Origin of the sequence: Pedobacter miscanthi (assembly GCF_032678605.1) — a bacterium.
Classification (GTDB): domain Bacteria; phylum Bacteroidota; class Bacteroidia; order Sphingobacteriales; family Sphingobacteriaceae; genus Pedobacter; species Pedobacter miscanthi_A.
In genome coordinates, this window is the sequence record NZ_JAVTSU010000002.1 from 309441 (window position 1) to 331816 (window position 22376).

At 39.8% G+C, this 22376-nt stretch carries 15 protein-coding genes; 13 read left to right on the forward strand and 2 right to left on the reverse strand.

Going from position 1 to position 22376, the window contains the following annotated elements; genetic code table 11:
* Positions 1–52 precede the first annotated feature (52 nt).
* Positions 53–259, forward strand: a complete 207-nt coding sequence (locus tag R2R28_RS04180) for a DUF2059 domain-containing protein (RefSeq protein ID WP_410479156.1) — start codon at positions 53–55, stop codon at positions 257–259.
* A gap of 101 nt (positions 260–360) precedes the next feature.
* Here R2R28_RS04180 and R2R28_RS04185 read toward each other — a convergent pair whose 3' ends face one another.
* Positions 361–774 (reverse strand): VOC family protein, encoded by a 414-nt coding sequence (locus R2R28_RS04185; protein WP_316824451.1) that lies wholly within the window; start codon positions 772–774, stop codon positions 361–363.
* A gap of 395 nt (positions 775–1169) precedes the next feature.
* Here R2R28_RS04185 and R2R28_RS04190 point away from each other — a divergent pair, with 395 nt between their 5' ends.
* The 6 genes from R2R28_RS04190 to R2R28_RS04215 all read left to right on the forward strand — a co-directional run bounded on the left by R2R28_RS04190 (position 1170) and on the right by R2R28_RS04215 (position 9124).
* Positions 1170–2288: a sensor histidine kinase gene (locus R2R28_RS04190; RefSeq protein ID WP_316824452.1), complete on the forward strand. Its 1119-nt coding sequence runs from the start codon at positions 1170–1172 to the stop codon at positions 2286–2288.
* Positions 2289–2303: 15 nt separating this feature from the next.
* Positions 2304–2744, forward strand: coding sequence for a response regulator (locus R2R28_RS04195; RefSeq protein ID WP_316824453.1), 441 nt, complete (start codon positions 2304–2306; stop codon positions 2742–2744).
* Positions 2745–4484: an ATP-binding protein gene (locus R2R28_RS04200; RefSeq protein WP_316824454.1), complete on the forward strand. Its 1740-nt coding sequence runs from the start codon at positions 2745–2747 to the stop codon at positions 4482–4484.
* A gap of 448 nt (positions 4485–4932) precedes the next feature.
* Positions 4933–6684, forward strand: coding sequence for an RICIN domain-containing protein (locus R2R28_RS04205; RefSeq protein ID WP_316824455.1), 1752 nt, complete (start codon positions 4933–4935; stop codon positions 6682–6684).
* Positions 6685–7339: 655 nt separating this feature from the next.
* The gene (locus R2R28_RS04210; RefSeq protein WP_316824456.1) at positions 7340–8158 is read left to right on the forward strand and encodes an SDR family NAD(P)-dependent oxidoreductase; all 819 of its coding nucleotides are present in this window, start codon (positions 7340–7342) and stop codon (positions 8156–8158) included.
* Between the two features lie 75 nt (positions 8159–8233).
* Positions 8234–9124 (forward strand): helix-turn-helix domain-containing protein, encoded by an 891-nt coding sequence (locus R2R28_RS04215; RefSeq protein ID WP_316824457.1) that lies wholly within the window; start codon positions 8234–8236, stop codon positions 9122–9124.
* A gap of 67 nt (positions 9125–9191) precedes the next feature.
* Here the strand turns inward: R2R28_RS04215 and R2R28_RS04220 are convergent, their stop codons facing one another.
* A complete protein-coding gene (locus tag R2R28_RS04220) occupies positions 9192–9755 on the reverse strand; it encodes a Crp/Fnr family transcriptional regulator (protein ID WP_316824458.1) in 564 nt (187 codons plus the stop codon).
* Between the two features lie 462 nt (positions 9756–10217).
* Between R2R28_RS04220 and R2R28_RS04225 the strand changes: the two genes are divergently transcribed.
* The 6 genes from R2R28_RS04225 to R2R28_RS04250 all read left to right on the forward strand — a co-directional run bounded on the left by R2R28_RS04225 (position 10218) and on the right by R2R28_RS04250 (position 22371).
* Positions 10218–11753 (forward strand): SulP family inorganic anion transporter, encoded by a 1536-nt coding sequence (locus R2R28_RS04225; RefSeq protein ID WP_316824459.1) that lies wholly within the window; start codon positions 10218–10220, stop codon positions 11751–11753.
* Between the two features lie 652 nt (positions 11754–12405).
* Positions 12406–15312, forward strand: coding sequence for a SusC/RagA family TonB-linked outer membrane protein (locus R2R28_RS04230; RefSeq protein ID WP_316824460.1), 2907 nt, complete (start codon positions 12406–12408; stop codon positions 15310–15312).
* A 1-nt stretch (position 15313) separates the two neighbouring features.
* Positions 15314–16858, forward strand: coding sequence for a RagB/SusD family nutrient uptake outer membrane protein (locus tag R2R28_RS04235; RefSeq protein WP_316824461.1), 1545 nt, complete (start codon positions 15314–15316; stop codon positions 16856–16858).
* Between the two features lie 97 nt (positions 16859–16955).
* Positions 16956–18065, forward strand: coding sequence for a fasciclin domain-containing protein (locus R2R28_RS04240; RefSeq protein ID WP_316824462.1), 1110 nt, complete (start codon positions 16956–16958; stop codon positions 18063–18065).
* 3 nt (positions 18066–18068) lie between these two features.
* Positions 18069–19199 carry a DUF5007 domain-containing protein gene (locus tag R2R28_RS04245; RefSeq protein WP_316824463.1) on the forward strand — a complete coding sequence of 377 codons (1131 nt, stop codon included), beginning with the start codon at positions 18069–18071 and terminating at the stop codon, positions 19197–19199.
* Between the two features lie 22 nt (positions 19200–19221).
* Complete coding sequence (locus R2R28_RS04250) at positions 19222–22371, forward strand: SusC/RagA family TonB-linked outer membrane protein (RefSeq protein ID WP_316824464.1); 3150 nt, start codon at positions 19222–19224, stop codon at positions 22369–22371.
* Positions 22372–22376: the final 5 nt, after the last annotated feature.

Consider the following 22376-nt stretch of genomic DNA (forward strand, 5'->3'; position numbering starts at 1 on the left):
GGATGAGTTTACCATTGAAATTAATAAAAATGGAATAAATCAGCTTGTTAATCTGATTTTGCCAATATATCAGAAGCATTTAACAGAGGCAGACCTTCTAGGTGTAATTGCTTTTTATGAGACACCTGCCGGTAAAAAATTCGCTGAAAAAACCCCTCTGATTACTCAAGAATCCATGCTTGCAGGTCAGGAGTGGGGTAAGCAAATAGGTCAAAGGATTGTAGATAAGCTTAAGGAAAAGGGGTATGTGAAAGAATAAATGCTACCCATACCTGGCATATATCGAATAATCCCAAACATAAAAGGGCAAGCACGAAAAATCGTCGCTTGCCCTTTTATTTTAGCAGAGTATGGTAGTAATTACCCCTGATGCTCTGGCATGCCATTCGGGTCCATCCATACATATTCCCAGTGGTGGCCATCAAGGTCATCAAAACTGTGCTGATACATAAAACCATAATCAGTAGCAGGATTAGGTATCGTAGCACCTGCAGCCACGGCTTTATCTACCATTTCGTTCACGGCCTCTTTACTGTCTGCCGATAGGGCAATAGAAGTTTCAATTGCTTTGTGCGCATCAATAATTTCTTTTGATGTAAAAGTCTGGAAAAAGGTTCTGGTGAGCAGCATGACATAAATGGTATCGCTAATGATCATGCAGGTTGCTTTTTCGTCGGTAAATTTAGGGTTAAAAGTATAGCCAAGTTTAGTGAAAAACTCAACTGACTTGTTGAGGTCGCTAACGGATAGGTTTACAAAAATTTGAGTTGCCATATTGTTTTTTTTGATTTGGTATATCCAAAGATACAGCCAATAATTATAGGTGTTAACGTGCAAAAACGACAAGTTAAGGGGTTAAACGCGACTGAGATGCAGATGGCGTAGAATTTTCGTGTATCAATGGCAACTTTAATTTTAACCACAAAGAACATATTGAGCAAGGCGCAGCGTGCATAGAGCTGGGTGCTTATTCCATCATCCAGCTTACATTTTCAACCATCCATTCTCCTGACCTCCGTTCCCCAACTTTCGGCCTCCTTTCGATTTATTAAAGAATTAACCGGTTTCTACAATAGTTATGTTAGCTTTATAAACTTTACAGAAAAGGTGATTCGCAAACCTTAACCATCCTGTACTTATTTACATCTAACAGATTAAAGGTTTAGGATATGAAAAAAACAGATGCGGATGAACTATCAATCGCTAACAAAGAAATCGCATTTCAACACCAGCAGAAAGAAGACCGCGCAGCTGAACTGATTATCGCCAATAAAGAGCTTGCTTTTCAGAATACGGAAAAAGAAAAACGTGCAGCCGAACTGATTGTTGCCAATAAAGAGCTTGTTTTCCAAAATGAAGAGAAAGAAAATCGCGCAGCTGAACTGATTATCGCCAATAAAGAGCTTGCTTTTCAGAATACGGAAAAAGAACACCGAGCGGCAGAATTGATCATTGCGAATAAGGAATTGGCCTTCCAGAATGAAGAAAAGGAAAAAAGGGCACAGGAATTAATCATCGCTAACAGGGAGTTAAAAAATGCCGAGGATGATATCCGTAAGTTAAATGAAGAGTTAGAACGGAAAGTAATTGAACGTACTGCCGAATTAGAAACCGCTAACAAGGAGCTCGAGTCATTTTCGTATTCTGTATCTCATGATCTCCGTGCGCCCATCAGGGCCATTAATGGCTACACACGTATTATGGCCGAAGATTACGGCAGCAAATTAGATGAGGATGGTAACAAAATCCTTCAGTCGATTATTAACAATTCGAAAAAGATGGGTGTGCTGATTGATGATCTTTTGGCTTTCTCCAAACTGGGTAGAAAGCAGGTAACACTTTCCGAAGTATCGATGAGCGATTTGGTGAGCTCGGTAAATAACGAACTGATGTTTGAAGAAGGTGAAAATATCCCTGTTTTCGACATTGAGCATCTTCCTCCCGCCAAAGGCGATAAGTCGCTTATCAGGCAGGTTTGGATCAATCTGATCGCTAACGCCATTAAATATTCGAGAAATAAGCCCACTACTACCATCGGAATCGGTTCTTTTGAGCAGGGAAACCTGATGGTTTATTTTGTGAAAGATAAAGGGGCAGGGTTTGATATGCAATATTACGATAAGCTTTTCGGCGTTTTTCAACGCTTACATTCTCAGGAAGAATTTGAGGGTACCGGAATAGGCCTTGCCATTGTACAGAAAATTGTAGACAGGCATAAGGGCAGTGTTTGGGCCGAATCGGTTTTAAATCAAGGCGCAAGCTTTTACTTCAGTTTACCAAAAATTTAGCCATTAAACAGAGATATGAATTACGATAACGTTGAAATATTATTTGTAGAAGATAGTGCAGATGATGCTTTATTTACTATAAGGGCACTTACCAAAAGTGGCTTTGCAAATAAACTCCATCATGTGGTGGACGGTGCGGCAGCCCTTGATTTTTTATATTGCAGAGGTATATATACCGGGAGAGATGCCACACAACGACCTAAACTGGTTTTGCTTGACCTTAAAATGCCAAAAGTTTCTGGCCTGCAGGTATTGGAAACGATAAAATCAGACACCAGTCTCAAAAGCATTCCGGTAGTGATGCTTACCTCATCCAACGAAGGACCGGATATTGAAAAATGCTTTCAACTGGGTGCCAACAGTTATATTGTAAAACCTGTAGATAGCGACAATTTTTTTCACGCCATAAAAGAAATTGGGATGTACTGGATGGTATTAAGTCAGGCCGTAAATTAAATGTTTAGTGCTTTGCATTTGCCAGCTGAGGATGGAAAAACAACATGCAAATTAAGCCGGGCGCCGGCATTACAAAAACCAGACATGATCGTCAATCCAAAAGTTCTTATTCTTGAAGACAATGAGCATGATGCTGATCTGCTTTGCCGTGAACTAAAAAAATCGGGATTAAATTTCGTTTCAAAAATTGCCCAGAATCGCCCCGAGTATGAGTATGCACTCGAAAATTTTCGTCCTGATATTATTCTTTCCGATTATTCTCTTCCATCTTTCGATGCAGTAAGTGCCTTTCATATTAAACAAAGTCTGTATCCATTAATTCCCTTCATCATTGTTTCGGGTATTATCGGAGAAGAAAATGCAGTGGCGTTAATTAATAGCGGCGTTACCGATTACGCTTCAAAGGATAAGCTTTTTACGGTTCCTGCCAAAATAAACAGGGCATTAAAGGATACCGAAATCAGGCGGGAAAAATTAATCGCCGATGAAACCTTAAAAATCCAGGCCGCCGAACTGATGATTGCCAACCATGGTTTGCTCATTCAAAACAGAGAGAAAGAGCAACATGCACAAGAATTGCGTTTGGCCAATGAGCTGCTTACCGAACAAAAGGAAAAAGTTAAATCCATTAACCAGGAGTTGTCTCAATTAAACGCAGAACTCGAAAACCGTGTAACCAAACGAACGAAAGCTTTGGCAGAAAGTGAAAACCGTTTCCGTAACATGATGGAAACCATTCCGCAAATTGCCTGGACCAATACCGTTAAAGGTAAGGTAGATTATTATAACCAGAGGTGGTACGATTATACAGGATTAAGCCAGGACCAAACACAAATAGGTGATTTAGTTAGCGTAGTGCATCCAGACGACCTGAAAGAAATTCAATACCGCTTTAGTTTCCTTCGCAAACGCATTGATGGCGGCGAATTTCAGGTTCGGGCTAAACGCGCAGATGGTCTTTTCAGGTGGCACCTTATCCGGTTAATGCCCATTAAAAATGTTGATGGCATGCTGCAGCAATGGGTGGGCACCGCTACTGATATTCATGAACTTAGAATACTGCAACAGCATAAAGATGATTTTATCAGTATTGCCAGTCATGAGCTAAAAACTCCTATTACCAGTTTAAAAGGATCGTTACAATTGCTGGATCGGATGAAAGATAATCCTTCGCCTGCGGTGTTGCCTAAACTCATCACACAGGCAAATAAGAGCCTCGAAAAAGTTTACCTGCTAATCGAAGATCTTTTAAATACAAGTAAGGCCAATGAAGATCAGCTTCAGATTAAGACTGAAAAATTCAATTTATTAAAAGTAATCAGCGAGTGTTGCGATAACCTGCCAGCACACAATCCTTTCAATATTAATGTTAAAGGCGACGAAACGCTTGAGGTTGATGCCGATATTTCGCGTACCGAACAAGTTGTGATCAATTTTGTAAACAATGCCATGAAATATGCCCCGGATTCTAAAAATGTAGAAGTACTGGTAGAGAAATTGGGCAGAATGGCCAAAGTATCGGTAATTGATAAAGGTGCAGGCATTCCCCAGCAAAATCTCCGTTTTCTTTTCGATCGTTATTACAGAATTAACCACGGAGGGAGCGAATACACGGGCCTGGGCCTTGGCCTTTATATTTGCGCCGAAATTATTAAAAAACATCATGGTACCATTGGTGCCGATAGTGAGGTAGGGCTAGGTAGTACCTTCTGGTTTACGCTGCCTGTATCTTCACCCTAACAATTAGGAGGTGTTGTAGCGCCTTCAGGTTTAATATCCGCTCTTTTTAACCGCAAAGAATGCAGAGAAAAAGTCACGGATGGCACAGCGCTGGGTGGCTATCTTGATTTATTCCTGTCATCCATTTTCCATCCGCTCTTTTTAACCGCAGATAACGCAGAGAAAAAGGCACGGAGGGCACAGAGCTGAGCGGCTATCTTGATTTATTCCTGTCATCCATTTTCCATCCGCTCTTTTTAACCGCAAAGAGCTCAGAGAAAAAGGCACGGAGGGCACAGGGTTGGGTGGCTATCTTGATTTATTCCTGTCATCCATTTTCCATTTCACCTCTTCCATCATACGATCTTCCAACCCCGGTCCTTGCACTATTTCGCATTTACTCATTAATGATGATTTCTGCCAAAAATTAATTAAATACATTTAAGCAAATTTTAAAACCTCCTATCCCATGTCGTTTAAACCCATAGCCAATCAGAGCTACTACCTGATTGCGAAGCATAGTGCAAAAGCACTTGGCTTTGCCAATACTAATCTCGGAACCTCACTAATCCAGATGAAATTCGATCCTGATAATAAACAACAGCAATTTCGGTTTGATTTTGGAAATAATTTTCATTGGATTTTAATGGCGCCTTATAAAGAGCGTTTTTTAGCCATACATAATAGTTCAAAAGATGACGGGACACGTCCTATTTCCTGGCATTGGGAACCCAACAAGGCCAACCTACATTTCAGATTTATACCCGCCGGGGATGGATACTACCGCATTATGAACCTCAACAGTGGGAAATACCTCGATGTGTATGGCTTAAGTAAAGCTGATCATGCCGAGGTGGTGCAACATCGTTTAACCACTACCGATAACCAGTTGTTTAAGCCCGTACCCGTATACGATCAGCCGGCTAACGACAATCCGGCATCCTTTGTAGAGATTAACGAAACTGCCCGCGCAGCGGCATTGGGACTTATTGGCCTGGCGCCCGAAATTGGTGGCGGACTTAAATTCATTGTTGGACATTTTTGGAGTGAGCGGAACAAAATGGCCGATCTTTGGGAACAGATGAAGGTTTATGTGGATGTTCGTATCAGAGAGCTGATTAAAGAAGCACAGCTGAAACAACTCCGGGAAGTGTTGGAAGGACAGTTAAAAAAATTAGCAGATATTAAAAAAACAGCTGGTTTTAAAGGACCTTCTATTGATGCTGTAATTTTAGGTATTGTTGGCGAAGAGCCCCATTTCCTGAGGCAATCTAAAGAGGTATTGCCATACCTGGTAGGTTTAGGTAATATTATGATTATTTTGAGGCACACGATGGTGGTACAGTATAAAGAACTTTTTGGTGTTGATGCGACTCCCGAAGTGATGGCCAGCAACCTGCAGAAATTAAAAGACAGCATAAAAGAATATACCGATGAGGTAGAGAAAAGTAGAAAGGCCGTAATGGATTTCAGGATGGAACAGGTAAAAGACAGGCACGATTACACCATTGAAGGAAAAGGAACATTTCCGAGGGACACCCATATTTCTGAAGCGGTTGATACCTATGATGGCTGGAGAATGGCCTGGCAGCTTACTTCTGATAACAAGGGACACAAAAATTATAAAGAACTTGCCGGAAATGCTGCAGAGCAACGTAAAAAACAAGTAAGAGCTCAATATGCCACAGAACTTGATGAATTTTTACTTCCGGCTACACTCTGGAAGTATTTTGATCCGGAACATGAAGCATATAAGGAAACCATTAACAGTAAAACAACAGGATCGTTCGGCGGGCCCCATAAATCAACAGAATTTAAGGGTAGGGAAGACAGCACAATTAGTAAAGTAAAAATATATGCTGAAGGTGGTGTATTGTGCGGCCTCGAAGTATTTTACGCTGGAAGTGAAACTTCTGATGGGTTAAAGGGTAAAGCCGGCAGTTCAGTCGAAACCTTAACCCTTAGCACCGGAGAATATATTAACCACGTAATCGGTTATGCTAACCATCATGTAGATGGCCTTTGGTTAAGTACTCAAAAAGCCAGTACGGCCGGTGGTGGCAGCGCAGGCAGTACTTATTTCTCGGCTGACCTTAGCGATGGATTTAACCCTAAGCTGGTAAATATTTCGGGATACCACAGTGCACAAATGATAGAGCAGTTAAATTTCCACTGGCAGTATAAAGATTTTCCATTGGCAATATATCCGCCCAAAGCATAAATGATTTATAAAGCACTTTGAATCAGGTCGCTATGATTTAATATCATAGCGGCCTTTTTTTATGAATATAAAATGTTGGGCTTCCTTAGCTATCCTTACTACATTACAAATGTGGACCTCACGAATCCGCATTGGAAACGCGGACGATAATAGTGAGACTTTCTATTTGAATTTGTCAATCCTGAGGGGGGTATTTATTGTATGAAAACCTATATAAGTGACAGAGGAACTCTATGATGGCAATCTCTCGATAAATCGTCATTGCTTCGTCGTTCCTCCTCCCAATGATGACCATTATTTATGCCTTATCAATGGTAGGGCAACGAAGGATCTACAAGGCTAACGATCAGTTAAGTTTATATTTCACTTTGTAAAATAGCCCTGATGGAAGTGAAATCCCTTTTGGTAAAAAGACGATTTTTTCTCCTGAGCAAGCTTCCCAAAAGGATTGAACGAACAGCAGGACAGAACCCAGCCTGCAAGAACAAGAATTGCCGCTCCAAAAAAAAGTCTAATGCTTTTAAACCTGGAGCTGATAATTGAATAATACCTTTATTATTACCTCCCTTAAAATGTGCTAATACTTCCGTGTTTTGTATAAATTGCTTTCAGGCGTGGCCAATACCTTTGTTATCAGTATTTAAACAAAGAAAAAATGTCGAAAATAATTTTAATTACCGGTGCCTCACGTGGCTTTGGTAAAATCTGGGCTAAAGCTCTTTTAGAACGTGGCGATAAAGTTGCTGCAACCGCTAGAAATACAAATGATTTAAAAGAACTGGTTGAAACTTATGGTGATGCCGTACTTCCACTCCAATTGGATGTGAATAACAGGGATGCTGTTTTTGCAACCGTTAATAAAGTTAAGCAACACTTTGGCCGTATCGATGTACTAATCAATAATGCTGGTTTTGGCTTATTTGGTGCGATAGAAGAAACCACCGAACAACAGGCCCGTGCACAAATGGAAACTAACTTTTTCGGATTGCTTTGGGTAACACAGGCCGTAGTTCCGGTAATGCGTGAGCAAAAATCCGGTCACATTATTCAGGTATCGAGCTTTTTAGGTTTGGTAACATTACCTGTTTTAGGTTTGTACAATGCTTCTAAATATGCAGTAAATGGCTTAAGCGAAACGCTTGCCACCGAAGTAAAAGGCTTTGGCATTAAGGTGAGTTTAATAGAACCTAATGGTTTTTCTACCGATTGGTCGGGCGCTTCGGCTTTCCAGACAGAACCTTTAGAAGTTTATGCACCCATTAAACAGGCCTTTTTTGAATCTGCCACACCAGATAGCTGGGGTAAACCAGAAGCCACAGTACCAGCGGTATTGGCTTTAATTGACAGTGAAAACCCACCTTTACATTTTCTGTTGGGTAAAGTTGCCTATCCAGGGGTGAAAAAAGTTTATGATGAACGATTGGCCGAATTTGAAGAATGGGCAACCATATCTGCTGATGCGCACGGTCATTAATCCATCATATTAAAGTGTTAAACTACAAGCTATGCAGGTAATTGTGTAGCTTGTTTTTACTATTATGTTAAAGTTATGAAACATTATAAAAGTTTAGTTGAATTGCATCGGGAAAATGCGCTTCCAGCACCAGAAAACCCTTTGTTTAGCGTTTACCATTGTGACCGGATGTGCTCCATGGGGGATCGTGAATTTACCAGCGACTTCTATATGATAGGCTTTAAAAAGATTATTGCCGGGCAGATCCTTTATGGGCGTACAAAATACGATCATGAGAGTGGCTCGATGATGTTTTTTAGGCCAAACCAGGTAATAGAAATGAAAAACCTTGAATTTGAAGAGGATGGTTTTTTAATTTTTATCCATGAAGACTTTCTGAACGGGCATAATTTACACGATGCCATTAAAAAATACCATTACTTCGATTACGAAACCAACGAAGCATTGCACCTCTCGCCAAGCGAAGAAACAACAGTGTGGGAGCTTTTTCACAAAATTGAAACCGAATACCGCAATAACCAGGACGAATATAGCCGCGAACTAATTTTAGCCAATGTAGATACCATGTTGAAATACAGTCAGCGGTTTTACAAAAGGCAGTTCCTTAACCGCACAGAAGTTTCGGGCAAAACCGTAACCAGATTTAACGAAGAAATTAACAGGTATATCAACAACGGATTGTTAACTGCTAAAGGTTTGCCTTCTGTACAATATATGGCCGAACGTTTAAATATTTCTGCCGGTTATTTATCTGATGTGTTAAAACAGGAAAGTGGAAAAACGGCACTCGAGCATATTCATATTTACTTAATATCCGAAGCCAAAAACCGGCTGATAGGAGAGGATAGATCGGTTTCGGAGATTGCTTATGCTTTAGGATTCGAGAATCTCTCTTATTTTTCGCGTTTGTTTAAAAAAGAGGTGGGGATTAGCCCGAATGTGTTTAAAAAGCAATTGTTGAATTAATTGGATACGTTTCCTAAGCGTTTCGTCATATTGAACTTGTTTAGGTAGGCGTTACGGTGTGGTTATTTTAAACCGAAAACCTGCTTAAAGTTTCCCGCGAAACCCCCAGATAGGAGGCCAGTAGCGATTTTGGCACCCTTTGGAATAAAGCAGGATATTGTTTAAGCAATTGTTCGTAGCGTTGTTGTGCATTAGAGGTGAGTAAAGATAAAATTCGGCGCTGCGATCCGATATGGCCAAAATTGGCTTTTTGCAGAAAAAAGTGCTCCATTTTTTGAAGACCTTTACATAACTTCTGGTAATCATCTAATGTAAAGCAACACACTTCGGTATCTTCCAGGCATTCTAAACTCATGGTTGCTTTACTTTGCGTAAAATAAGCCAGGTAATCGCTTTCCCACCAATCTTCCATAGCAAAAGAAACAATGTGCTGTTTTCCCGAGTCTTCAATATGTACTAACTTTAAAAGTCCCGAAACCACAAAATATGAATACTTTACACTTTCTCCCTCCTGGATAAGGAATTGATGCTTTTTGAATTTTTTAGTGATAAAATGTTCCTCTACGAATGCAAATTCATCATCTGTTAATGGAACTATTTTTTCTATATGTGTTCTTAATTCGTGCTGCATGGTTGTATTGGTAAAGGTAAGGGCTATTGTTGGGTGGTACAAGTGGGTAAAGCGCAGACTTTTTAACTATTTCTTAACCTATTAACCACAAAGACACGAAGGCACAAAGGGATTTTGCTTTTAGGGGGATAGACTGAAGACTATAGACTCAGGACTGTGGGCTTCGGACTCCCGACCTCCGACCCCAGACTATTTTAACCACAAAGACACGAAGGCACAAAGAAATTTGCTTTTTGGGGGTTAGACTGAAGACTATAAATTCAGGACTTAAGACTGTGGGCTTCGGACTCCCGACTCCCGACCCCGGACTATTTTAACCACGAAGGCACGATGGAGGTTTGTTTTGACTCTGGACTCAAGACTCTGGACTTAAGACTCTGGACTCAAGACTGCGGACTCCCAACTATTCCACCTATATATTATTATAAAATCGGATATTTGCACGTTAACATTCTATTGTACATGAAACCCTACCTGCAGCTTTTCGATTTTTCGAAGAAAATAAATTATAGAACAGAAATTCTTGCGGGCCTAACGGTTGCGATGACGATGATTCCTGAATCGTTATCATTTGCTATTCTGGCTGGTTTCCCACCGCTAACAGGTTTATACGCAGCTTTTATTATGGGTTTGGTTACCGCTGTTTTAGGCGGCCGGCCGGGTCTTGTATCCGGAGGGGCAGGTGCAACGGTAATTGTGCTTATTGCCTTAATGAAAACACAGGGCTTAGAATATGTTTTCGCTGCGGTGGCATTGGCTGGTTTAATCCAGATATTGGTTGGCCTGTTTAAACTGGGTAAATTTGTGAGGCTTGTTCCGCAGCCGGTTATGTTTGGTTTTGTTAATGGTTTGGCGGTTATTATTTTTATGTCGCAGTTAGAACAGTTCAAAACCCTCATTAATGGCAGGGTAGAATGGTTGAGCGGTACACCTTTATATATTATGCTGGCGCTGGTGCTGCTCACAGTGGCAATAGTAATTATTCTCCCTAAAATAACCAAGGCCATTCCCGCTTCATTGGTGGCCATTATTGTGGTTTTTCTGGTGGTATTGTGTTTTGGAATTGATACCAAACTCGTGCGCAACATTGCTTCAGTAAGTGGTGGATTTCCTCCCTTTCATATTCCGAAAGTGCCCTTTAATCTCGATATGCTCAAAATCATTTTGCCTTACTCTCTTATTATGGCAGGTGTAGGTTTAACGGAAGGACTATTGACTTTAAACCTGGTTGATGAAATTACTGAAACCAGGGGGAACCGCAACCGGGAGAGTATTGCACAAGGAATTGCCAATTTATTAAACGGTTTTTTTACCGGTATGGGCGGTTGCCCAATGATTGCGCAAACGCTGGTTAACCTTTCTGCAGGTGCAAGGGCCAGGCTATCCGGAATAATTGCGGCATTAACCATATTGGTTATTATTTTGGTTGGTGCTCCTGTAATCGATCGTGTGCCTATGGCTGCATTGGTTGGCGTGATGATGATGGTTGCCATTGGTACCTTCGAATGGATGAGTTTTAAGGTCATTAACAAAATGCCGAAGCAGGATATTATGATAGGTATTTCGGTAGCTGTAATTACGGTTTGGCTGCATAACCTTGCCCTTGCGGTATTAATTGGTGTTATTATTTCGGCATTGGTTTTTGCATGGCAGAGCTCGAAACGAATAAGGGCCAGCGAACATATTGATACAGACGGCATAAAACATTATGAAATATTTGGTCCTTTGTTTTTCGGGTCGGTAGCCAATTTTAACGAACTGTTTGATGTAGCCGGAGATCCTTCCATGGTTACTGTTGATTTTAAACACAGCAGGGTTTTCGATATGTCGGGTATTGATGCGCTGAACAAACTCACCGAAAGATACCGGTCGGTTAATAAAAAGCTCATGTTAAAACACCTTAGCCATGATTGCAGGCACCTGCTTAAAAATGCAGATGAAATTATCCAGGTAAATATTATCGAAGATCCAACCTACCGTATTGCTACAGAAAGATAGTGATAATTAAATAGTTAATAATTAGTGTTTTAAAATTAGGGGATATGTGCTAAAAGTATATCTGTAATATTAATTACATGTTAACTGCAATTTACGAAGATTGTTTTCTGTCTTTTAAAATTACGTGTTTAAAACCTGCGTCTAATGATTTAGGTAAAACGTTTAACTAGATTTATTTTTCACAACATAAAATGCCCTGATTTATTGTATTCGGAGTGCAAAAACATTGCTATACGCTGTTTTATAGCATGTTAAAATTTTAAATTTTTTTAATAATATTTGATTTTTTTATATGTCTGATTGACAATTATTATAAATAATCGAATATTATTATCTGTTTTAATAAAAATTTCATAAAAATGACAATTTGTTGTTAAAACGATTTAGTATATATATATTTGATTTAACCAAATGCTAAATTTTATGAGAATCCCTAACTATTACTCCAAAAGTACCTATATCCCTAATCAAGGACATTTCTTGCCGTTTCCGAAAAAATAACTTTTAGAAATCATTTTTTTTACCAATTAAAGATCCATTAACTATGCGATACTTATGGGCATGCCTTGTCTTTTTTGCAGCGTTTACATTAAACGTTTTACCGACTTTTGCAGCGGGCAGAAAACTTCATAAAGGCCTAACAATTAATTACTTGCTCTTTCAGGATACGACTAAAATTAAGTTCGTACCACTAAAAGATTCATTACGGAAAGATAGTTTAAACCAGATCAGGCAAAAAACAATCTACAACAGGCTGTCTGGTGGTGTTCAGAAAGATACCAAAGAATTATCTCTTTTTCCGGCCATCTCCTTACAGCAAAACCTGAAAGGTAATTTTGCTGGTTTGTATGTTCAGGAGCCATCAGGCGAACCTGGTACCATACAGAATATGTTTTTAAGGGGGGCACCAATGCCTTTGCTTTCTAAAAAAGATGTTTATGCCTCTCAGCCACTGGTGGTGCTGGATGGTGTTCCTTTAATAGGAGAGCATCCCTTTGCCTTTGATATTCAGCAATATGATTTTAACAGGATAGGGCCAGCCACCAATTTATTAACCACCATTGATATCAATAACATTGCATCTGTAGAGGTACTCAGCGATTTAGCTTCCACAGCGGTTTATGGTCCGAGAGGGGTTAACGGGGTGATTTTAATCAAAACAAAAGCACCTGATGGTGTTTCAAGAGGCATCAGTTTTAATTCTTATATCGGTATGGTACAAAAACCTACCGTAAATACCATTAATGGTAAATATGAGAACGAATTCAGACAGCGTTTTTACGATATCTATACCACAAACGGCAGGTACTCGGATGATGAGGCCTATCCGGTATATTTAAGCGATTCGCTTAATAATGTATATAGCGGTAAATCCAACTGGACAGATTTATATTACAAGAATGCGCTTATTTATGGTATTAACCTGGGTTTAACAGGCGGCTCAGACCGGGCGAGTTTCAGGTTCTCTTTAGGGAACACAAAAAGTCAGGGTGTTGCCGATGAAACTGGTTTAGACCGTTACAGCGCCATGTTTAACATTAATATGAAGCCTGTAAAATGGTTGTTGTTCTCTGCCATGATTAACGGTAACCGTTTAAATCGTGATCGAAACAAAACCTTAAGAGACAGATTTGCACAGATTAATTACTTCCCTGATTTGAGTGCTCCGCTGGCGCCAAATAAAGATTATTATGCCAGTTATTTAAATTCATACAGCAAAGGTTTTGATGATAATAAAACCAATAGCATACAGGGATTTGCCAGGTTGGTGGCCACTTTGGGTAAAATTAAATTAAGCTCTTCATTTAATGTTGATTATAATGAGGGCTACCGCGATATTTTTTATGCCAAAACCTTATTGCAGGGCAATAGTTATGCCTCTAATTATTATGGTTTTAACCAGCGTTTAATGCTGGATAATAAAGCCAGTTACGATTTAAAGCTAAAAGATGTTCACGATTTCCATTTCGAACTTGGCCAATCGATGATGTGGGATATTTATAAGTATAGCAATGCTTATGCTTATAAAGGTGCCAATGATTATATTAAAATCAATTTACTGGATTCGAAACCCAAACTAGATAATGGGGAAGACAATCCAAACTACCTGGTGCCAACGGCCTTCCCAAGAGAGTTAACCTATCGTTTCCTGGATAAAACTGCTGATAACCTTTTATCGGTATATGGTAAGGTAAATTATTCGTACAGCGATAAATATTTTTTATCAGGAATTTTAAGGCTTGATGGTTCATCGAATGCACAACCCACTAAGCGCTGGTTTTATTCACCAACACTTTCAGCTGCATGGAATATTAAAAACGAATTGTTAAAAGATGAAAAATTTATCGACGATCTGGTATTACGTGCCAGTGCAGGTAGAATGGGCCGGGCTTTTACTTTCGACAATTATGCACAAGGACCACAATATACCGCATCCGTTGGTTATACCGGAAATTTAACCGTTCCGGGTTACAATGCCATTGGTGTATTAACCAGGCCATATTCTTTCGGTTGGGTAGGTTATAATGTGCCATGGTCTTATTCCGATCAGTTAAATATCGGTGCGGATGTGGCCATGCTTAAAAACCGCTTACATATATCGGTTGATTTTTATAGCAAAGCAGAGAAAAACCAATTACTGGGGATCCCTTCATATGCCGAATATGGTTATAAACAATCTATCGAAAGTGGATTGAATATGAACAATACCGGAGTAGATTTAAGCATTAGTGCTTTGGTTATTGCCCGCAGCAAATTCTCGTGGAATTCTTCATTAAACCTTAACCACAACAGCAATAAATTAAAAGCTTTACCAAGAGGGTTAAACCAGATTATTATCGGTGACCGCTTTTTAAAAGTGGGTGAGCCTGTAGATCAATACTGGTTGCTCGAAAATGAAGGAATTTATACTTCAAACAGTCAGGTGCCTGTGGTAAACGGACAACCTTTAAAATATAATGGTACGCCGTTAAAAGCAGGCGATCCGAAATGGAAAGACCAAAATGGCGATAACATTATCGATGAAAAAGATAAAGTATTAAAAGGCCATTCTTTACCGGTTTTGGCCGGAGGTTTTGATAACTCCTTTAAATATGGCAACTGGACTTTAAATACCAACCTGTATTTTAACCTGGGCAGAAAAATTATTAATGAAGAAATGGCCGCCCGTTTTGATTTTGTAAACCACGAAGGTAATACAGATGTATCATCGGTTAAAGAAATCACTTTCTGGGAAAAAAGAGGCGATTATAGCAAATATCCTTTATACAATCCATGGAGTACTGTAATTCCTTACCGTACCGATCAGGATCTATTCCTTGAAAACGGATCCTTCTTAAAGCTGAGATCGGTTTCTGTTGGTTACGATTTCGGTAGCTTCTTAAAGCGCAAAAACATCAAGATCAATAAAATCTTTTTATACGGTTCGGTAAACAATGTGTTCGTCATTACCAAATACACTGGTCAGGATCCTGAGTTGGTGGGCTATGATGGTATTGATACAGGTTATGGTCAACCGATCCCAAGAACATATACGTTGGGTGTTAAAATGGAATTATAATATGGAAAGAAATACGAACAAAACATCAACAATGATGAGGAATATATTATACTCATTTCTGCTTTCAGTAATGGTGTTATCGGGCTGTAATAAGGCTTTAGAAACCGATTCTACCCGCGTGGTGGGCGAAAAAAACATGTGGAATACCGTAGAGGATGCACGTGCCGGTATTATGGGGGTTTACGCCTTAACACGTGCTGCACTCTCTGATAACAACAGCCACTGGATTTACGGCGATGTAAGAACAGGTGAATTTACCAGCCCGAAACGCCAGGATTTAAAAGCCATTATCAGCAATAACTTAAATGCATCGTACCCGGTGGTAGAATCGCTTTCTGATTGGACCAGGTTTTATGCCATTGTTAACGGAGCCAATGTTTTTCTGGAAAATGTTGCCCATGTTAAAGCTACTGATAAACGTTACTCGGATAACAACATGACCGTTGATATTGCACAGGCCAGATTTTTAAGGGCTTTTGCATACTTCTACATGGTGCGCATCTGGGGCGATGTTCCTTTCATTATCTCTTCTAACGAAGGTGTGTTTGAGAACAAACCAAGAGAAAGACAGGCAAAAATATTAGCCTGGGTAGAAAGCGAAATGTTAAGGGCGGCTGCCGATTTGCCATACATTTATAGTGCAGGTGATATACAACAGCCAAGTAATTATTATAATGAAGATAGGACCCGTTGGGGAGGTGCATTGGCAACCAAGGTTACGGTTTATGCAGTTTTGGCTCATGTTGCAGCCTGGAACGCCGATTATTCTAATGTAGCTAAATATGCCAAATTTGTAGAAGATAATTATGGCCGAAGTGGTGGTGGTTATACATCAACAACCGATCTTACCAATTCAAACGGCTTTTTCTATAATAAGAATTTCAGGCAGATGTTTGGCTTTAATTCCGATTACGGCCACATTGATGGTTCGGCAACCGGCCATATTGAAGAACTGACCCTGGCAGAACCTATTATAACCAAAGCCATACCGGATATTTATTTGCCAAAAGATTCGATCCTAAAGTTTTTTAATTTACCAAAAGACGATAGATTTTCGGTTGATACCCTGGGTCAGTCTAAGTTCGACAGGTATTTCACCAATTTAAATGGTAAATACCCAATCTTTAGCAAAATCAAGGTGATCCAGGCTGGCGGTAACGATCCAAACTTCAGGTACTTTACCAGCGCATTGATTTTTACCCGTTTAGAAGATGTGGTACTCTTACGTGCTGAAGCATTATCGGTACTGGGCGATCAGTTTGGTGCCATAAATGAATTGGTACAGGTAATGAGCAGGCGGGTAAGTTCTACCGAACTCAGTTTTGACCTCAGCAAGGATGATATTCTTAAAATGATTTTCGAAGAAAGGCACCGCGAACTGATGGGCGAAGGGCAGAGGTGGTACGATATGATCCGTTTTAATAAGATCAGGCAAAACGATCCTAAGTTTATGAACCTGATTAATTCGGGCGGTATTTATTGGCCGATTTCACGTAAACTTTTATCGCAGAATAGCTTACTGGTTCAAAATCCTTACTGGCGCTAAATCATAAATATATGAAACCCTTATGGCCTTTAAAACGGGCAATCAATGTGGTTAAACCATAATCGTTTCATTACCATTAAAATATAATTATAAGCAGATGAAAAATTTTGTAAAATATATAGGGGCTGTAGCTATGCTTTTATTGCTAACCCTGGTGTATTCGGCCTGTAGCAAAAACGGAGGCTATTATGATGCTCCCGATGGAACTGCCCCGTTTGCCGGAAATACATACGAATATTTAAAAAGTAAACCAGGTGTTTACGATTCGCTGATTGTTGCCATTGACAGGATGGGTTTGAAAAAAACACTTACAGATAGCAGTGTAACCTTGTTTGCCGTAAGTAACCCCAGTTTTCAACTGGCCCTGCGGAACCTGAACACCTTGCGGAAACAATCGGATAAAGATCCTTTGTTCTTATCAAACATTGATGGCGTGCAGTTAGATACAATGGTATCGTACTACATTATTAGGGGGATAAAACCAACAGATTCGTTAAAACTTCAGGATGGTTTAGACTTAACCAGTGTAAAAGTGGGCTACCCGATGCACGCAAAATCGGTTAAAGGTTCTGCTTCTGGCGAGGTGGGTGCTGGTCCGGAAGTAATCGAATTCAGCAATACCAAAAAAAGTAAGTTTATCAGAAACTGGTCTACCAGTGTTACCGGATCTAATAACATTAAAACAAAAAATGGAATTGTTCACGTCATCAGTCCTGATCATATTTTCGGTTTTGATGGTTTTGTTACCCGATTAACCTTTGTACCACCTCCACCAAATTTAATGGTTACAGTAGGCGGCACTTTCTCTACCAACCGCGAAAATGGGGGCGGTCCAACCAGTGGCGAAAACTCGAAAAAAGTAATTGATGGTGATGACCATACCAAGTTTTTATGCGATCTGCAAGGATTTTTAATCATGCAGTTTAAGCTTAAAACACCAGAAGTTTCGTCGGTTTATACTTTAATATCGGCAAATGATGAGTCGGGAAGAGACCCGAAAGCCTGGACCTATGAAGGCTCGCAGGATGGGCTTAACTGGACGGAATTACACAGGGTTTCGAACTTCTTTTTCGAGGAGCGGTATCAACAGAAAGTTTTCAGGTGCACCAACACGGTTGCCTACCAGTATTACCGGATTAATATTACAGAATTAAGGAGTGGTGGTACATTCCAGTTAGCAGAATGGACAATTAACAAATCGAAATAGGTGATGGATTACGGAAAAAATAAATTAGAAAAACTTATAAAATCAGTAATAAAAAAGGATTTCCTTTTAATATTGCTTGTGCCGGTTGTTTTAAGCGGATGTAAAAAGCTGTACAATTTGCCCGATGAAAAGGATTATTTAAGTAATAATATAAACTATAGCAATAAAATTCTCGAACCAACATTAGGAAGAAATAACCTTTTTGGCGGTTTCAATGCTGATAATTCTACCGCACCCTTCACTTTCGAAGTTGTAAATGCACGTTTTGGTGATGGAAGGCCGGTGACAGATATTTTTCAAACCGCGCCAACTTATGTTTGGATTGCACCTTATACCGGTTTAGAGAAAAGTTTGGCAGAGATAGAAGCCAAAAGAAAAATAGAAAACCATAAGCTTTTCGAAATGCGTTCGTCGGGCGAGTTTATTTTCTGGGCCTCTACTAACAACCAATTAATTACACCAAGGCCAACTGACAGTACCAATTTTGCCCAGGATACCCGTTTTTTTGATTTGAAGGTGAAAAATACAGGAGGAGAGCGATTGATTAAGGATTTTCAGATCAGGCCATGGCGTGAGCGCCCTTACGAGCCTTCTGACGATGTGAACCTGTATTCTGGTTTGCCTGCACCAGATCCGAACTTTCCGTTTGATAAACGTTACAAAAACTACATCAGGCCATTTTTAACCGATGTAATTGGAGCTACAACCAACGAAGACATTAATAAAGAAAATAAAAATGCAAAGGTAAATAATGCGGTAATCTATATCAGGCCATTTACCGGTGGTAATGGACATTCGTTAAGGATTAAAGTTTTAAATAAAGATTCTGTAGAAATAAATCCTGCTGCATTTAACGAAACGGTTTGGGAAAAAATGATCCATGGTTTTAACATGCAAAAAACCGATAAGTATGTACAGTATGATGTTGCTTATCCGATTCCTTTGGTAGAAATCCCAACGTCTTATGCACCAGGTGCAACCAGGGCGAGAATAAACCTCAGCTATTCGAGAGGGGCATTTGGAGGTGGAAGAACTTTTGCCAGTTTTGGTGTTGAGTTTGCCATTTACAGGGCCGGCGATTGGGAAATCGTTTTTCATTTCAGAAATGAGAATCCAAAATTCGCGAGCGAGTAGGTAACCATTTAAAGCTATTATAATGAGAAGAAATATACTTTTTTATGCATTACTTATTGTATGTGTAATTTGTGGCACGAGTGCTTATTCGCAAGAGAAATACATCATTGTGAATGGTACCGTTGTTGATAAAGAAACAAAACAGGGTGTTCCGGGCGTATCCGTAGTTCTGGAGCAAACCAATAAAGGTTTAACCCAAACCAATGGTAAAGGCCAGTTTACTGTAAATGTGCCCGTTGGCGGAACATTACTATTTAAATTTTTAGGTTTTAACACCCAAAAAACAAAAATTACCGGAGCAACCAATATTACCGTAACCATCACTGAAGACAAAAAAGAATTAGATGATGTAATTATTGTAGCTTACCAAAAAAGAAGTAAAGAAACCACAACAGGTTCTGCCGTTTTAATACAGGCAAAAGAAGTTCAGGATATTCCGGTATCCAACGTAGAGCAGCTTTTACAAGGTAAAGTACCGGGCTTAAATATCCAGAACAATACCGGTGCCCCGGGTTTTAGGGGTTCGGTACAGGTGCGTGGCCTTTCTAGCTTAAGCATTTCGGGTAGTGGTAACGAATCGTTTTTACAGCCAACATCACCCTTATATATTATAGATGGGGTGCCTTTAGATGCAGATAAGGCTGCCGAGTTTGGTTTTCAAACTCAAGGCCCGGGTGTAAGTCCGCTTTCCCTAATCCCGCAGGAAGATGTTGAAAATATCCAGATCCTTAAAGATGCACAGGCTACATCCATGTACGGCTCAAGGGGAGCTTATGGTGTAATTATTATCACCACAAAAAGGGGAAATTCAAAAGTGCCCAGAATCAGGTATGTAACCAATGCCTTTGTTAACGCACCCCCTAAACTGCGCGAAACATTGGGCGGAAACTCCGAACGTTCATTAAAAATACAACAGATTATCCTTAACGCACAAAATGTTAACGATATACGGGCCATTTCCCGTACGCCTTTTCTGGCCGATAGTTTAAATGCCTATTGGAACAACTCTACCGATTGGCAAAGTGTGTTTTACCAAACCACGTATAACCAGAGTCATAATTTGGCTTTAGATGGTGGTGATCCAAAGTTTAACTATAAAGCCAACGTGGGCTATTTTACAGAAAAAGGAGTAATTAAAAACACAGGTTATGATCGTTACAACCTCAACATGAATATGGAGTTTAAGCCAAATGATAAATTCAGGTTTTTTGGTTTCATTAATGGTTCGGTAGGTAAGCAAAATAAAGGTAATGGTGTTGGTTTGCTACAATCAGGTGTGGCAGAAAACGGACAGGCCTCAACCTTATTACCGCCGCCATCTTTTTACCAGGCATCAGGTGGTGTTTTGTCGGCTTTGCAAACCACCAATGATAATAATTCCAGAAACTTACGTACCAATGTAGAAGCACGGTACGAATTTATTCCGGGTTTGGCAGTATCATCAACCTTAAGTTATGATTACACTTCCGATACCGAATCAACTTTTACACCAGCTGCGGCAAACGCTCAGTTTGCCAAACTTTACGATTATGTAGGCCGCAATTTTCAGTTGTACAACCGTAACGGTATTACTTACGCTAAATCTTTTGGCGAAAAGCACAATATTTTTATAAATACCTTTAACGAAATCTATAAACAAGGTGCCCAGGCAGGAATTACCCGCCAGGAAAGGTTACCGAACGATCAGTTACAGGGGCCGATAGGTTATGATGATTATAACTCGAGGGGTGGTGGTGTGTTGAGCAATTACCGCAATGCAACCATTGCTTCGTTTGCAGGTTCACTATCTTACGATTATGATAAAAAGTATGTTGCTGAATTTTCTTACCGTTTGGATGGAACTTCATCAAGTGGTTTAGAAAATCCATACTCTAAAAACCCGTCAATAGGTTTAAGGTGGAATTTTAATAAAGAAAACTGGCTGGTTGATAAAAAATGGCTGTCGTACGGTAGTTTAAGGTTAACCTGGGGGCAGAACATTGTTCCAACCGGAAATCTGCAGAGTATTTACGGTTATTATAACCTGAATGGTAATTTCAATAACAATCCAACCATTGGTATCGATTATGATCTGATTCCAAATCCGAATTTAAAACCAACCACCACCTCGCAGTACAACCTCGGTTTGGATTTGGGCTTATTTAACGATCGGATATCCTTAAACTTCGATACTTATTTCAAAAAAGTTGATAACCTGCTTTTCGATAGAAATTTGTCAAATACCACGGGCTTTAACAAGCTGGCCAGTAACGATCTGGGTATTGCCAATTACGGTACCGAGTTAATGATAACATTCAGGCCGGTGGTAAGCAAAGATTTAGATATATCAGTATCCCTTAACGGTGCCATTAACCGCGATATATTGTTAAAACTTCCGGCCGAATACAATGGCCAGTTTATTAAGTTTGATGATTCCCGCTATTTACAGCACATTGTTTACCGTGTAGGCAGAAATACATTATCCAATTATTTAAGAATTAACCAGGGGGTTTATAAAAACGATGCCGATGTGCCTGTCGATCCGGTTACCGGAAAAAGATACCAGAGTGGTGGTCAGTTTTTCTTAGGAGGCGATCCGATTCTGAAAGACGTAAACGGCGATTATATCTTAGATGGCAGGGATTACGAAGTTACCGGTAATTCGCAACCATTGGCAACAGGTGGTATATCAACCAATATCAGGTATAAAAACTGGGGATTGAATATTTATGCCGTTTATACTGCAGACAGAACCATTTTGAATAACGCCCTTGCCGATAGGATTGCCATCATGCGTGACCCTTTTTCACTCGCATCAGTAGTTCCTTTAAACGACCTCGACATTTGGAGGGCACCCGGTGATGTGGCCAAATATCCATACCCGTACGATTATGCCCGTTACGGAAGCATACAGCCTTTAAGGCCCGATCAAACGTTGTGGCAGGAAAGCGGAAGTTATTTAAAAATTAACAATGTAACCCTTTCTTACATGTTCAATAAAAAGATGATCAGCAGATATGGATTGAGCAATTTAAGGATTTACGCCTCAACAAATAACCTGGTTACTTTTTCTAAATACAGCGGACCAAATCCAGAAAACGTAACCTCATTAGGTCGCGATATTTCAACCGGATATCCGGTTCCGCGTACTTTTAACATTGGTTTAAACTTAGAACTTAATACAGGCAACTAATTGAT